The organism is Colwellia psychrerythraea 34H, from assembly GCF_000012325.1.
GTDB lineage: Bacteria > Pseudomonadota > Gammaproteobacteria > Enterobacterales > Alteromonadaceae > Colwellia > Colwellia psychrerythraea_A.
In genome coordinates this window covers 1325562-1341144 of sequence record NC_003910.7, presented here as the reverse complement: position 1 = coordinate 1341144, position 15583 = coordinate 1325562, and the positions used below count along the sequence as shown (strand labels likewise).

At 36.8% G+C, this 15583-nt stretch carries 11 protein-coding genes; 8 read left to right on the top strand and 3 right to left on the bottom strand.

Features of this window, described 5'->3' with window-relative positions:
* Positions 1-50: 50 nt before the first annotated feature.
* Positions 51-1121, top strand: a complete 1071-nt coding sequence (locus CPS_RS05785) for a CobW family GTP-binding protein (protein ID WP_011042137.1) — start codon at positions 51-53, stop codon at positions 1119-1121.
* 183 nt (positions 1122-1304) lie between these two features.
* On the opposite strand, the gene CPS_RS05780 is transcribed toward CPS_RS05785, so the two are convergent.
* Positions 1305-1643 (bottom strand): zinc ribbon domain-containing protein YjdM, encoded by a 339-nt coding sequence (locus tag CPS_RS05780; protein ID WP_011042135.1) that lies wholly within the window; start codon positions 1641-1643, stop codon positions 1305-1307.
* A 360-nt stretch (positions 1644-2003) separates the two neighbouring features.
* Here CPS_RS05780 and CPS_RS05775 point away from each other — a divergent pair, with 360 nt between their 5' ends.
* Positions 2004-2342: a GIY-YIG nuclease family protein gene (locus CPS_RS05775; protein ID WP_011042134.1), complete on the top strand. Its 339-nt coding sequence runs from the start codon at positions 2004-2006 to the stop codon at positions 2340-2342.
* A 34-nt stretch (positions 2343-2376) separates the two neighbouring features.
* On the opposite strand, the gene CPS_RS05770 is transcribed toward CPS_RS05775, so the two are convergent.
* Positions 2377-3318 carry a LysR family transcriptional regulator gene (locus CPS_RS05770; protein ID WP_238383593.1) on the bottom strand — a complete coding sequence of 314 codons (942 nt, stop codon included), beginning with the start codon at positions 3316-3318 and terminating at the stop codon, positions 2377-2379.
* Positions 3319-3493: 175 nt separating this feature from the next.
* Here CPS_RS05770 and CPS_RS05765 point away from each other — a divergent pair, with 175 nt between their 5' ends.
* The 6 genes from CPS_RS05765 (at position 3494) to CPS_RS05735 (ending at position 12302) form a co-directional block, all read left to right on the top strand.
* Entirely contained in the window at positions 3494-4201 is a 708-nt protein-coding gene (locus CPS_RS05765) for a pirin family protein (protein WP_011042132.1), read from the top strand.
* Between the two features lie 307 nt (positions 4202-4508).
* Entirely contained in the window at positions 4509-5438 is a 930-nt protein-coding gene (locus tag CPS_RS05760; RefSeq protein ID WP_011042131.1) for a transporter substrate-binding domain-containing protein, read from the top strand.
* An 803-nt stretch (positions 5439-6241) separates the two neighbouring features.
* Positions 6242-7096, top strand: coding sequence for a sensor domain-containing diguanylate cyclase (locus tag CPS_RS05755; RefSeq protein WP_011042128.1), 855 nt, complete (start codon positions 6242-6244; stop codon positions 7094-7096).
* 151 nt (positions 7097-7247) lie between these two features.
* Positions 7248-8407 (top strand): IS3-like element ISCps2 family transposase gene (locus CPS_RS05745; RefSeq protein WP_085961188.1). Its coding sequence is split into 2 segments (ribosomal slippage): positions 7248-7503 and positions 7503-8407, totalling 1161 coding nucleotides; the frame shifts between segments, so codons are not numbered across the junction.
* Between the two features lie 538 nt (positions 8408-8945).
* A complete protein-coding gene (locus tag CPS_RS05740) occupies positions 8946-11003 on the top strand; it encodes a putative bifunctional diguanylate cyclase/phosphodiesterase (protein WP_011042125.1) in 2058 nt (685 codons plus the stop codon).
* A gap of 663 nt (positions 11004-11666) precedes the next feature.
* Positions 11667-12302, top strand: a complete 636-nt coding sequence (locus CPS_RS05735) for a metallophosphatase domain-containing protein (RefSeq protein ID WP_011042124.1) — start codon at positions 11667-11669, stop codon at positions 12300-12302.
* 121 nt (positions 12303-12423) lie between these two features.
* Here the strand turns inward: CPS_RS05735 and CPS_RS05730 are convergent, their stop codons facing one another.
* On the bottom strand, positions 12424-15324 hold the full coding sequence (locus CPS_RS05730) for a M16 family metallopeptidase (protein ID WP_011042123.1): 2901 nt from the start codon (positions 15322-15324) through the stop codon (positions 12424-12426).
* Positions 15325-15583: the final 259 nt, after the last annotated feature.

Below are 15583 nucleotides of genomic sequence, written 5' to 3'. Positions count from 1 at the left end.
CCACAGTACTATTTTCTCATCAACCTTTGCCTTAAGCCGAGTAACATTTCATGTTCAGCCAGATATCGTCAAAAATTTCAGCTATCCCTACTACCCTCATTACCGGTTTTTTAGGGGTAGGAAAAACGACAGCAATATTGCAATTACTTGCCAATAAACCCAACAATGAAAACTGGGCTGTGCTTGTTAATGAATTTGGCGAAATAGGGATAGATTCTGCATTACTCGCTGGTAGCAGTAATGAACAAGGGGTATTTATTCGTGAAGTACCTGGTGGTTGTATGTGCTGTGCCTCTGGTGTGCCTATGCAAGTCGCGTTAAACCAACTCATTACTAAAGCCAAACCTGACAGACTACTTATAGAGCCGACAGGTTTAGGTCACCCAAAAGAAGTGGTTGAAGTATTAACCAAGGGAAAATTTCAAGAAACAATATCACTGCAGTCAATACTCTGTTTAGTCGATGCTCGAAATCTTATCGATAAGCGCTATACAGAGCATCCATCATTTGTTCAGCAACTCAACGTGGCAGACACCATCTTAGCGGCAAAAGCAGACACCTACTCAGCAAAAGATGAAGAAAACTTAGCGCTATTTATTGCCGAAAATGAGCTAACAGATAAGCCATTACACTTAATGCAGCACGGTAACATTGCCCCTAGTTGGTTAGCGCAACAACCTAAAACAGTAATAGTAACTAAACCAATGATTGGTATTGCGGTCCCCTCTTTACACGAGAGTTCACATACGATTGAACTCGGTTATAAAAAAGAGCGTGAGCAGAGCCAAGCGCTACAAACAAGACTAGCACAAGAGGGATTTATTGAACTCAATAATCATGGTGAGGGTTATTTCAGTAAAGGTTGGATTTTTTCCGACAAGTACCAATTTAACTATAAACAATTATTCGCATTCATAACCGCATTAAAGGCTTCGCGTGCAAAAGGTGTGATACTTACCGAACAAGGGAGTTACGCCTTCAATAAGGCAGGGAGCGATTTTAGCTGCAACAAAGTTACTGATTCAAAAGATAGCCGTATTGAGCTAATTGATACCAATGAAAATGCTTTAAATATTGTTAAAAGCAGAGACTTATTATTGCTAGCGAAAGACGCCATATAGTTTTTAACCACTAAAACTATGATGTAACACTTTATAACAACACTGACTCATAATAGCTATTTATGGCTGGTAATGGCTGGTAATGGCTGGCAATGGCTGGCACCAATGGTGGTGCGACCCTGAACTAAGCAAACCATTACAGGTACTTAGTTCAGCTTTAAATTCTTATTCTGCCTTGCTTACTTAAGCTTTTTTCACAAACTTGGCGGTAACCATCATTTCACCTGCTCCATCTACTTTACAGTCGAGTTGATGATCTTTACCTTCTACTATTCTCCTGATAACAGCTTTAGTACCCACTTTAAGTACTTGAGAGCTACTTTTAATTTTAAGGTCTTTAATCATAGTAACTTTGTCGCCTTCATTCAACAGAGTTCCATTGAAGTCTTTAACGGTAAAAAGTTCTATTTCAGCAAGCTGTTCTGATGGATTCCATTCATGTGCACACTCAGGGCAGATCAACAGGCTTTGATCTTGGTAAATAAATTTGGAATTACATTGGGGGCATGGTGGAAGTGACATAAATTTCTGCTTTAATAATTTTATTTTAATCATATCTCAAATACTAGATTTCATCGACATTCCTTTTGGTAGTGCCAGCTAGCCTACTATGGGATTACTAAGAAGTGTCATTAAGCACTGCATGAACATTAATAACTCAAATACCCTCTACTTAACTGACACCTTAACTAGCACTTTTATGAATGTTCATTGATCCGTATCAACTCCCCGTACGAATAGTTAATCAAGAGATATAAAACAAGAGAAGATCAATAACTTCAAGCCGCTCACACGCTAAAGTAGCACTATTAAGAAGAGACTTAACTACTAAAAAAAAGACGCATAAAGCTTTACCTTTTATTCGTCAATGAGAGCTTACTTATGAGTATTGATAATTCACAACAGCGCATAAATCCTGACAACGTTGCTTTTGGTAATGTTTATATAATGACCCATTCAATTTTCTCAAATGTGATTAAAATTGGTTGCACTTCTGATGATACTGAAGAGTATGCAAAATCACTTTCGGCGAAAGGTCCTGGTGATTATAAATTGTATTTTTCTTTGCCTTGCAATAATCCATGCCAGATTAAAAAACAGTTAAGAAAACATTTCGATGCTGAACAATACGTTAATGAGTTTTATGAAGTTTCTCCAGAAATAGCAAAAAGTGTATTAAAAAGAGAATTGATGAAAATACCTGTTTTAAGCATCCATTAAACGGCTTTAATGCAAACAAAACACCTTAGTTAACTCAATACTGATCCCAATAAGGATCGTTACCAAAGCGTTCAACCAAAAAATCGATCAAACTACGCACTTTAAGCGGTAAGTGTCTGTTCGGCGGGTAAACAGCGTAGGCATGCATACTTTCTATTTTATAATCTGCTAATACTGGAACAAGTTTTTTAGTGGCTAAAGACTGCCAGACAATGAAACTAGGTAAATAGGTGATACCGTGATTTGATTCCGCCAATGACTTAAGAAAATCGCCATTATTGGCAATAATATGCGGCTCAAAATGCACAATATGTTCTTCACCCTCTTTATTCAATAATTTCAGACCGCCTTGGTCTAAATTGCCATATTTAATCACTTTATGGTTTTTCAAATCATTTGGCGTTTTTGGCTCTCCCTGTAATTTTAAGTACTCAGGACTCGCACATAACACATGTTTTATCGGCGCAATTTTTCGAGCTTGCAAGCTCGAATTATCTAACTGGCCAATGCGAAAAGCTAAATCGACGCCCTGCTCAACAATATCTATTTTTTGATCGGAGAAATTAATGTTTAACTTTAAATCGCTATGCTGCTGCAAAAACAAATCAAGTGCCGGTGCCAAGTGAGTCAGCCCAAACGATAACGGCACCGCAATATTTAGTGTGCCCTCTAATGCTCTTTTACTGCTAGAAGTTTGGCTGTTTAATTCATCCACTTCATCAATAATAAGTTTACTGCGTTGGTAATAACGCTGACCTGCTTCGGTAATACTGGACTTTCGAGTGGTACGATTGATTAACTTAATACCCAGTTTTTGCTCTAACAAAGATAAGCGCTTACTTACCGCAGACTTAGCGATATTCATCTGTTCTGCTGCTTTGGTAATACTGCCCGTTTCAACAACACGCAGAAAAATATACATATCTTCAAGTTGTCCCATATCATCTCCAAAATGATCAAGAAAGATTGTTTCCATTTGGTTAACTATGTTTTCAGTTAACTAATGTTTATTCTCATAATGTAAACAATTAATATTTGTTCATCAAGTTTCAATCACAATCTGATGATTGAATAGACTATTTTTTAAGATAAACGTAGAGCATAAAGATGGCTCAAACGACGAACAACAATTTATTGGAGAGCTTTCTATTATGATCAAACATTATCCCTATAAAAGTCTTGGTGGCGCTAATCACGGTTGGCTCAAATCTAAGCATCACTTTAGTTTTGCTAATTACTATAATCCTACCCGCATGGGTTTTGGAAAGTTACGTGTAATCAATGATGACTGGGTTGAGCCAGGTATGGGCTTTCCTTCGCACCCACACCGAAATATGGAAATTATTAGTTTTATTCGTTCAGGTGAAATTACCCATCAAGATAGTACGGGTAATAAAGGCATAACTAAAACAGGTGAAGTGCAAGTGATGAGTGCCGGAAAAGGTATTGTGCATTCAGAATATAACCGCACCAAAGATCCGTTAACCTTTTATCAAATTTGGCTTGAAACCAATAAAAATGACGTGACGCCTCGTTGGGAAAGCAAAAAGTTCCCCACTAAGCAGGCAGCTGTACTTACTTTATTAGCATCAGGTTATCCAGAAGATAAGGATAAAGCCCTTTTTATCAACCAAGAAGCACGCATCTATGGTGGTAAATTAGCTAAAGGTACTCTGATTGAGCAAGACATTAGACATCAAGCTTACATATTAGCCTCTGATGGTATGTTCAAAGTTGAGGACAGCTCCGCAAATATAACGATGAACAAAGGTGATGGTGCCGAAATCAGTCAATCAAGTTCAATACGATTGAGAGCAACTACAGATTGTGAAATTATTATTATCGACACCATAAAATAGACACTAATTGCTGCGATGAATGCAAAATGACTACAAAAAATGACAGTGTTCATTTTTGTTCATCAGGGATGATGAACAAAGGTAGATACTCTTTGAGCAGCAATTCAAGGAACTTTAACCACAGTAACAATCAGTTAACTTACCCTTGAAAAAACTGAGTAAATTAAGGCTTACACAACAGCGAAAATTCCCCATAAACATTACGCATAAAATTCCGATAAAGAGTCACTTTAAACCTAACGAAGCTAGGTTAATAAATAAAATACGGTTAAAATAGACAGAAGTCACACTCAACAGACGTTTTCCCTTGAATCTACTTTCACCGTCACCAATGATAAGCTCCTTCATTAGTCTTGCACTTTTTATTGGCACACTGTTTAGCGCTCCTGCGCAAAGTGATCATGTGCATGAACAAGGCAGCAAGAAAAAAATAATTTGGCTAGTCGAAGACAAACTTGAAAACATAGATCTATTAGCTAAAACCTCTGCGGAAACATCAACTGCTTCTTATATTGAAAATTTAATTATTCAGCAATTAACCCAATACAATATTAAAATAGAGCGAGTGACCGCAAGTCGCATGAATCGAGTACTGCAGACAAAGGAAAATGCCTGTGTAGCCAATAGAGCAAGTACACCAAAGCGTAGGGAATATTCGCTCTTTTCAGATCCTCAAAGCTTTTACCTAACTCATAAACTTTACCGCTTTGATCCAAAATCAGCGTTACCAAAACAATTATTTAATGCTGAGGGAGAAATTAAAGATCTGCCTAAGGTATTTAAGTTATTACCTGAAAAAACCATAGGTCTTGCACAGGATGTTTCCTTTGGTAATTTTCTTGACCAGCAAATACACAAAATAAAACCCGAAAACATCTATTACCGTGGCGGCAATAAGCGTGTTGTCGCACTATCGTCCATGTTATATAAATCACGCGTCGACTTTGTACTTGCCTTACCCGTGGATATAACCCCAAATGAAGCCCAAGAGCAGCTGATAGAACAATATACTATTGCTGGAGCGCCTCCTTATCTCATTGCCCATTTCAACTGTTCAAATAGCCCATTGGGCCAACGTGTTATTAACGATATTAATGACATATTAGCCAAGGTTTATAAAACTAAAGACTATTATCAAGCACACAAAAAATGGTTCTCAGACAAACAACTGGCTGATTTACAAATTTTTCTAGCTGAAAATTTCGCTGAAAAACACTACATCAACCCAACGCAATAAGACTCACTGTGGGCTCCCTCAGCCCTACTCTGTTTACTGAATTCATAGTTAACGTGAGTTTGATGTAGAAGCTAAATAAAGATCGAAACAAAAATCCCATGCAAGCCTACTTATGCCGTTGAGCAAAAATGTGCTTTTGTGAATAAAGATAGAAACAAATGTGGCAGTAAGTTTTATTTATTAAAAAAGTACCAAAAAACACTCCAAATAAAGTTGGAACCTGACTTCAACTGGTATAAGTGAACCTTAATAATCATTCGAAACACATTATGAAATAACTATGTTAACGTCTTCTGCGCATTGCTGACGTTGGCTGTTCTTTAGGTCAACTGATAGCCATAAGCGGAAGTAGAGCAATCATCAACACAGTTCAGGTCATGCCACGGAGGAGAAGTTAGTATTTGGAAATTTATACTGAAAGTTTTTGTATGTTTTGATCTACAGCGGATATGGCTGAACAACCACATTACGTTAACAGCGTCCTGATAGCGGACGTTCCCCCATAAATAAAAATATGAGTCTTTTGATGAAGACTTTTGTAAATGAGTCGTTCAGTCTGAATGTGAACTAAGCCACACAAAGCGGTAATTTATCAGTTAACGCTAACAAATCATCCTTAACCATACGTTTCATATTTAACATAGAAATGTCAGTTTGTTGATAATGACTTGCCATACCCTCAATATTGTGTAAATTTATATATTATTAAGTATCCGATTTGACCAGAATATAACTTTAGCTCATGTAGGACTTACTCAGACCAATCTTTAGGATAAGTTACTTGCAAAATAATTTAATAAATCATGAATGTAGATATACTTAAGCAACGAGCGAAAGCTTTCGATTACGTGTTTGATGCGATAGTAGTAACTGATCTACAAGGCTTCATTATTGATTGGAATAAAGGCTCAGAAACACTTTATGGCTATTCCAAAGAACAGGCTATTGGGCAACCTGTTAATATGCTGCATGTTCCCGGTGATACTGAACATATCACTTCAGAAGTTATATCAGCGGTAGAAAATCAGGGGAAATGGACTGGTGAAATTAGGATGTTACACAAAGATGGACACATTGGCTGGATTGAATCCATGTGTGTACCTATATATGGTGAAAATTATCAGATGGTGGGTGCCTTAGGTATAAATAGAGATATCACAAAACGGAAAAAAGAAACCGAACGACTTGAACACCTCGCACATTATGACCAACTAACAAAAGTCCCAAATCGTTATCTTTTGCTCGACCGGCTGACACATTTAATTACACAGTCTAAACGTAATAATTATAAATTTGCTTTGGTTTTTATTGATGTAGATAAATTCAAACTCATTAACGATACAAAAGGTCATCTTTTTGGTGATCAGGTTTTAATGGAAATAGCTTTACGTCTTAAAAAATCTATTCGAAATTCAGATACAGTCGCCAGATTTGGAGGAGATGAATTTGTTATTTTATTTGAAAGTATTTCTAATAAAAATGATGTTTCTATAATGATTGAAACTCTAACCCAAGAATTAAAAACAGAATTGATTGTTAATGGTATAAACATTGAAATCAATTGTAGTATTGGTATCGCAATATTCCCTGATGATGGCACCACGATAGATACATTAATAGCTACAGCCGATAAAGCCATGTACAAGACTAAAGAGTAGTGAATAAAACGTTCAATTTTTCAAAAAGTCCAGTGACAATGCCCGATTATTCTATAGCTTTTTAGTAACACACGGTAAGTCTGCATACTAGTCTTACCCCATTTTCGTGGACACACTATAATTGTTGTAGAGATACAACAGGAGGTGTTTCATGACAAAATCCAAAAGTTATCAAAGATACCCTGCTGAGTTTAAACGTATGGCGTTACTCAAAGCTTCTGAAGACGGTGTTACTGCTAATAGTGTTTGCGAAGAACTCGGGATCAGTTTTAGGCAACTAAGTCGTTGGCGTGATGAGTTTCGCTTGAAAGGTGATGATGCTTTCAAAGGGAATAAACAAACTAGCAATAATGAATTAACTAAGTTGAAGCAAGAGCTGGCTAAAGTAAAAAAAGAGCGTGATTTTTTAAAAGATGCGGTGGTGTTCTTCGCCAAGGAGTCCGGTTAAAGTTTTGTTGTATTAAGCGGCACCGCAACAGTTATCCCGTAAAAATGATGTGTGCTCTATTGGATATTTCACGTAGTGGTTATTACGCCTGGCTAAGTCGGCCACTATGTAAAACCAAGCAAGAGAATATTCAGTTAACAGAGCAGATATCAAAAGTATTTGAGCAAAGCAGATGTGTATATGGAGCTCCAAGAATCAGGGCTGCGCTTAACGCTGACGGGCAAGCTTGTGGTAAAAACAGAGTGGCTAGGTTAATGCGTGTTTTGCAATTAAAAGGCCGTCCTAAGCGTGTATTTAGACGTTCAGCTAAGTCTAATCCATACGTTGAGCCTGCGCCAAATTTGCTACACCAAAACTTTGTTTCAAAGGCGGTAAATCAAGTTTGGTCATCAGACATAACTTATATACAAACGAAACAAGGTTTTGTTTATTTAGCCGTCGTAATGGACTTGTACTCACGTAAAATTATTGGGTGGTCAATGGATAAAAACATGGGCCGTCACATTGCAATGAACGCGTTAGGCATGGCTGTGGCAGCAAGAAATCCGAGTGATGGCCTCATCATTCATTCTGATAGAGGATCTCAATACATCAGCGATGACTATCAGCAGATGTTAAACGAAAATGGCATCCTATGCAGCATGAGCGCTAGAGGAAACTGCTATGACAATGCTGTTGTAGAAAGTTTTTTCGGGTCACTTAAAAGAGAACGGATTCGTCGGTACAACTACAGAACAAGACAAGAAGCGCAAATAGATGTGTTTGATTATATTGAATGCTTCTATAATAAAAGGAGGCTTCACAGCTATCTAAAGTATAAAAACCCTTCGGACTTTGAAGCTGAAGGAAATATTCTTAATTAGTGTCCATTTTTATGGGGCAAGATCATAGTGCACATTGCGGAAGGTAGAGCTTGCTTCACTAACGACAGTTCCTAGACATAAAGCGGACGTTAGCATTGAGGATTACCTTATGACTTCTGCTCGCTAATAAGCCGACATTTTTAGTTTCGTCGGAAATACTAAATATTGCTACGAAAACGTTAAAATATATTAACTGTAATTACTCAAAATTGACTATATCTCGAAACATAAGCAAACTTAAATATTTGAGATGCTATATGAATATATTCATTTTGAACTTCAAATAATCCTGATCTTTACATTAGTAGCTACTAAATTAGTTCTATCTAATTTAAATATTTGTAATATAATAAATACTCTTGATGTGTATGACTCAACTTTAACTTTGAGTTCATTTATCCTTTTTTATCTTATGCAACTAGTATAAAAAGAAGATAAAAATAGTGATAGTTAAAGTGTTATTAATAAATAACAATTACCAATATTGATTACTTGATATAAGAAATACTAACAATAATTTTATGAACTTGGAAAAATTATGCAATTCCCCTCAATCCAACTTTTAAATTTAATACCAGACACTGTACTTATTGTTAATAAAAAAGCTGAGATTATATGGATAAATAACAATATTACTAATTTGTTAGGTTATTTACCTGATGAACTACTCGGTAAATCAATTGAATGTTTGGTACCAAGTCGCACCAGAGAGAAGCACGTAAACCTTAGAAATTCTTTTATAAACAAACCGAATAAACGTTCAATGAATCAAGGCTCTGGACTTTGGGCTGTTCATAAGAAAAATCATGAAATACCTGTTTGTATCGATTTGAATCATTATGAAGAGTCCGGCGAAAAATTTACTGTGTGCTCTATTCGATTATTAAGTGAACAGGAATTAGTCGCATCAACAATGCAAAAATTACACGAACGTTTAGAGTTTTCGCAATCGTTAGCACATGTTGGTACCTGGGATTGGGATATTACGAATGAAACTTTGGCTTGGACCGATGAAACTTATCGAATATTTGGCGTAAAGCCACAAGAGTTCAAGGCAACTTATGAAGCCTTTCTTTTTTACATACATGCAGATGATAGGCAGGCTGTTATTGATGCTGTAAACGACGCGATAAATAACGATAGCTCATACAGTATAAAACATAGAGTCATTAGGCCTTCTGGCGAAATTAGAGAGGTATTAGAAAAGGGGCAAGTTCTTCGTGATGAAAATGGTAAAGCTAGTCGTATAATTGGTGCGGTATTGGATATCACAGAACTTAATCAGAGCAAAGAAAAATTAGAAAAATTAGCGCATTACGATGAGAAAACCCAATTACCCAACCGAGTGTTATGCCGAAAAGAAATTGAAATAAGAATTTCTCATGCTCTTTTAAACAACAAAAAATTCGCCATTTTATTTATTGATTTGGATCATTTCAAAAATATCAATGACACACAAGGACATCTAGCGGGTGATGAGTTTTTACATGAAATGTCACAAAAATTATTAACTATTATCCCTAAAGGGATGTTTTTAGCAATCCTTGGCGGGGATGAATTCATTATCATTACTGATTATAGTGATGATGAGGAGGAGATTAAAAATAAAGTCACGAGACTTGCTAAACAGCTTATATTATTAATTCCAACCAAGAAGTCTTATGAGAATTTCTCAATCGATATTACCGCTAGCATTGGCATAGCTTTATACCCAAACCACGGAAATAATTTTACTAGTTTATTAAGCTCGGCAGACAATGCCATGTATCAAGTGAAAAATACCGGTAGAAATAATTATGCTATGTATCACCCCGATATAGAGCAGAAAAGATTAAGAGAGCTGCAACTAATTAGTGATATGCGTACAGGTTTAAAAAAAGGCCAATTTACAGTGCACTATCAAGCTAAGCAAAGTTTGAAAACAGATGAGTTGATAGGATGTGAAGCATTAATACGTTGGCAGCATCATACGCTAGGCAATATTCCTCCATTAGAGTTTATATCACTCGCTGAAAGCTCTGGACTTATTATTCCTATTGGTAAGTTTGTTTTAGAGCAATCGTGTTTGTTCATAAAGCAGTGGCAAGCACATTCCGACAAGTCATTAGTTGTCTCGGTAAATGTTTCTGCCCTGCAACTTAAAGACCCTCTGTTTAAAGAAGAGGTATTACAAGTAATTAACAGCGCAGGTATTAGTGGCCATAATATCGAATTAGAATTAACAGAAAGCCTATTGATGGAAAATATAGAAGCTACAATACAAACATTACATGACTTAAAAGAAATAGGCGTATCTATCTCAATTGATGATTTTGGTACTGGTTACTCCTCGTTAAGTTATTTGCAAAAATTACCTGTTGATACCTTAAAGATAGATAAGAGCTTTATTGATTCACTCTCATCTTCAGATGAAGATACTTGGATAGTTATAAATACGATCTCCTTAGCATCAGGCTTGAAACTTAAAACAGTAGCCGAAGGGGTTGAAACGCAAGAGCAAAAGTCTATTTTAGCTGATTTAGGTTGCGACATATTACAGGGCTACTTGTATAGTAAACCAATCCCTAAAAATGAATTTTTTATGAAATTCAAATAATCATACTTATTACTAATAATACTACAATGAATTAGAGATGATTTTAAGAGTAAAGTAACCGAGTGCTTATCATCGTTTTTATTGTCTAAGTAGCCATAAAGTCGAGTTTTCCACAAGATAATTATGGTATGAATGTGACAGAAAAAATCCTTATTATGAAATCGAATAAGGTCTGCTTTCGTATCAAAGTGAACATAAAACAGGGTTATTTTGACCAGTGAATTAGGTCAGGTTTGTGGCTACTGCCCTTAGAGTTATATTTTAGAAGTTAGCTATTTCAAAGTTTAATTAAATTTTTTGAAAGGTATTTGCGGCTCTTAAACGTAATAATTCCAGTTTCCGATTTTATTTAACGGTTTCCAACTTTATTTAGAACCCACATTTGACGCTTTGCATAACATGGCGATGACAACAGTAACAGTCAAAGCGAAGTTACACGCCCCCTGCTAAAACCTTAAAGAGCCTGAAATAATCTGAAATAACCATTAATGTTGTCAAAAAGGGTCTGTTTATATTATAAATGTAGTCAGCCCATGTACTCGTTTAAATAGTGGTACAAATACGAAACCTTTCAGCGCGCTTTAACCTTAGCCCTGTCTTGTTTCAGATAATTGTTTCGATTAAGTGCTTATTAAGTAAGTACAAAATGTAAGGTTCACAACAATGAATACAAAGCTACAGTGTGTTGCTATTTCGGACACTCACGGTATGTACAGCAATCTAGAAATCCCGGATGGTGATGTTCTCATTCATGCTGGAGATATTACTAGGCACGGAAAGTTATCAGAACTTAAGGATTTCAATGAGTGGTTAGGTGAGCAACCTCATCAACACAAAATCATTATCGCGGGTAATCACGACTGGTGTTTTGAGCGTCAAAAAGAAGCCAGCTTAAACATCCTAACCAATGCTGTGTATCTAGAAGATCAATCGATAACAATAGCGGGGCACAAGTTTTACGGCTCGCCATGGCAACCAAGGTTTCAAAACTGGGCTTTTAACTTAACGCGCGGCAAAGAAATACAAAAAAAATGGGATCTGATCAGTAATGATGTTGATGTACTCATTACCCACGGACCTGCGTTTGGCCTGTTAGATAAAATTGATAGCGGTGAAAACACCGGTTGTGAGAATCTATTAACTAAGATTGAAGAAATAAAACCCAAAGTTCATATCTGCGGACATATTCATGAAGGATATGGAGAAGTCATCTGCAAAGGGATTAAGTTTATCAATGCCAGCGTCACTGACGAACGCTACAAACTGACGAATGCCCCCATTGTATTTACAGTCGATTAATTTATCTAAGCCGGCTTAGCGAGTTACAGAAGTCGTGGTGACGTACTTTATTTAATAGTAAAAATAAAAACACCACGTCAAGCGTGGTGTTTTATTAATCCGATTAATATTATGCTTAAGACTACTTAAACACCTTATCTACCGCAATCACTTCGACATTTTTCGCCGGCAGCGTTAACTTGTAGCTTTCAATAACTTTATCGGTAGCTAAAAGCTCTGCAGGTTTTTCACTGTTATATTTCAACGGTGATACTTGTTCAGACAACAAACGTTGCTGCATATCTTTACCATCGCTCGAAATGAAAACATAGTGAATATCATCTGTTTGTAAGTTTTCTTTAATAACACGGTTCACATCGTCTAACGTTAGTTTTGCAAACTCGCCACGTACGTACTTAACAAACTCTTCTGTTTGATAAAACTCACTATCCAAGGCATAACCTAATTGCTGATCTTGGCTAGCAACTAATTGCGGAGCATAGTTAGTTAAGTAATTACGTGTTGCTTGAAAGTCTTTTTCGCTCATGCCATTTTCAATCAAGTTGTCCAATTCAAACAAAGCGGCACGTGTAGCAAAATGCGCGTCATTATTTGAACGTAAAGGACGTAACCAAACTTGGAAAATTTGGCTTGAACGGCCTAAGTTTGAATCCGGCTTAGTTTGGTACATACCACGTGGGAAATATTCAATATAAGAATAATCACCATAGTTCATACCGCGCGCTTGACGAATTTGCTGATACAAGTAGCTGTTAGAACTACGATGCTCACCAAAGTACGAGCGAACTAACCAAAGCGCTGCCCAGTCTTTGTCACTGCGAATAGTATCGATTGGGAAACCAAAAGAAACGGCTGTTGATTGCGCATTCTTTTCAACAATTGTTGCATGATGACCTTTTAGCACAGGCGCCTTAGCAATAGTTAAACGCTTTTCATCCCCAACAGGCAATGCCGTTAAGTCAGTCATTAACTGTGCTTTTAAATCACTCGGCATAGCGCCAGTGATACCCAAGTGTAATTTAGCTTGTGTAAGTTGTGCGCTGTAGAACGCTTTAACATCTTCAAGGGTGATTGCGGCTAAGTCAGATAAATCACCACTGTTAAAGTTTTCATAAACATGGCCCTGATAAAGTTCGCTATAAAGCACTTCTTTACCTAACTCTTCATCATTAGAAGATTTAAGCCCAGACTTAATACCATCGATTAACTCTTTTTTCAGACGCTTAAAGTCATCTTCACGCCAGCCCGGATTCAATAATTGATCACTGATCAATTGATACCACTGTGTCGCATTGTCTTTGTGAACACGACCAGTAAATGACATCATTTCTTTATCTAACTGAGACGAAAAGCTTCCGGCAATCGGATATAAACCTTTCTTAATGTCTTGATAGCTACGCGTTTGTGAACCACCTTGGGTTAACATGCGTGCGGTCAATGCTGCCACGCCCTTTTTACCTACAGGGTCTGCTGCTGCACCCGTATAAAACAGGAAGTTAACATCAATCAACGGCGAGTCATTGGTATTATCCAATACTGAAAACTGTGGAGTGCTAGGTTGAGAGTTTTTCAATTCAATCGCTGCTACCGCGCCATTTAAGTCAACTTCTTGGTCAAAGCCAGCCACTTTATCTAATGCTGATAACGTCACCGTGGTACGGTTTTCATCAATAAAATATTGATTGGCGATACGTTTGATGTCATCGGCCGAAATATTGTCAAAACTATTATAAAGATGGTTAATCGTTTCAGGATCGCGATCAAAGTGCATATAACTGGCAAGTGTTGCCGCAATAGACTCTGAAGAATCTAAGCTATTCACAAAGCTATATTTTAGATTAGATTTTAAGTTATCAAGCTTTTCTGTTGAAACGAGTTCAGTACGCACTTGCGCATAAGTGCGATTTACCGCATCACGTACAGTGGCTAAATCTTTTTCATCATTCACTTTAATAAATACGTGACGTAAACCCGCATCTTTTGTTTCTGGGTTGTAGTTAAACATTTGGCTTGCCAACTGCTTATCTACCACTAACTCTTGATATAAGGCTGAGTTATTTGAAAAGTACAATTCAGAAATCAAATCTAAAGCGGCGCGATCCTTTTTCTTCGGTTGCCAATCAGCGCCTTTATAAGAAACTAATAACCAATGCCCCGGTAAGCCATCAAATTTTTCATGAACATATTTGGCTTCTTCTTGCTTTGGCTCTTGAGCGATATCATTAACAAAATCACCTTTTTTCCAATTGCCCCAATGCTTTTCTACCATCGCCATGGTGGCTTGTGGATCAACATCACCCACAATCACTAAAGAAACATATTCTGGTTTATAAAACTGATTAAAGAATTTTTCACCGTAAGCAATTTGATTAGGCATTGCTTCAACATCTTCAAAAAAGCCCATTGTGGTATGTTTATAGGTATGGGTATCGAATGCTTCTTTACGTACTGCCGCTAATAACTTACGCGTTGGACTAGCGTTGTTTTTTAAGTATTCACCTTTTACCGTTAATGCTTCCGTTTTAAATTGAGCATCAGTGTAAGTAAGGTTTTTAAAGTGATCCGCTTGGATCTCTAATACTTTATCCAAGTGATCTTTAGAAAAGTCTAAATGATAGTTGGTGTAATCGTTGGTCGTGTACGCGCCGTTATCAACACCGGCATTTTTAAATAAATCAGAGTAAACATCTTGCGGAAATTTATCAGATCCCTTAAACATCATGTGTTCAAAGAAATGCGCAAAGCCGGTTTTACCTGCTTCATCTTCATCACGAGAGCCTACCGATACCGGGATTTGCACTGAAACAAGATCTGGATAATCTGTTTTTACCACCAGTACACGTAAACCATTAGATAATTCTTTAAATAAGTACTTTTGGCTAAAGACTTTATTGGCACTATTTTCAGATGACTGCGTTGACGCGTTCTTACCAGTATCAGAAACAGAGTCAGAACTGGTTGCCATACAGGCGGATAACGCTAAACTTGCGGCTATGACAACTGCCAAATATTTCTTTTTCATAGTAGATCCTTATATTATTTATCGCTATATCTTATGCAAATATGACAAATTTTTCATTATTTTTTCGATGATAACAAAAACAATCTTGTAACAAATTGATTACATACTAGTAACAGAGGGGATTAAGTGATAATTATTCAAAAGATCGTTATTAAAAAGTTGCACTGTATAGGATTTAAATCGTGGTTATCCAGACGAGCATTGTCCAGTAAGTGGAGAGGTACATGCAATTGAATAACATCATGCTAGCTGAGCTGAC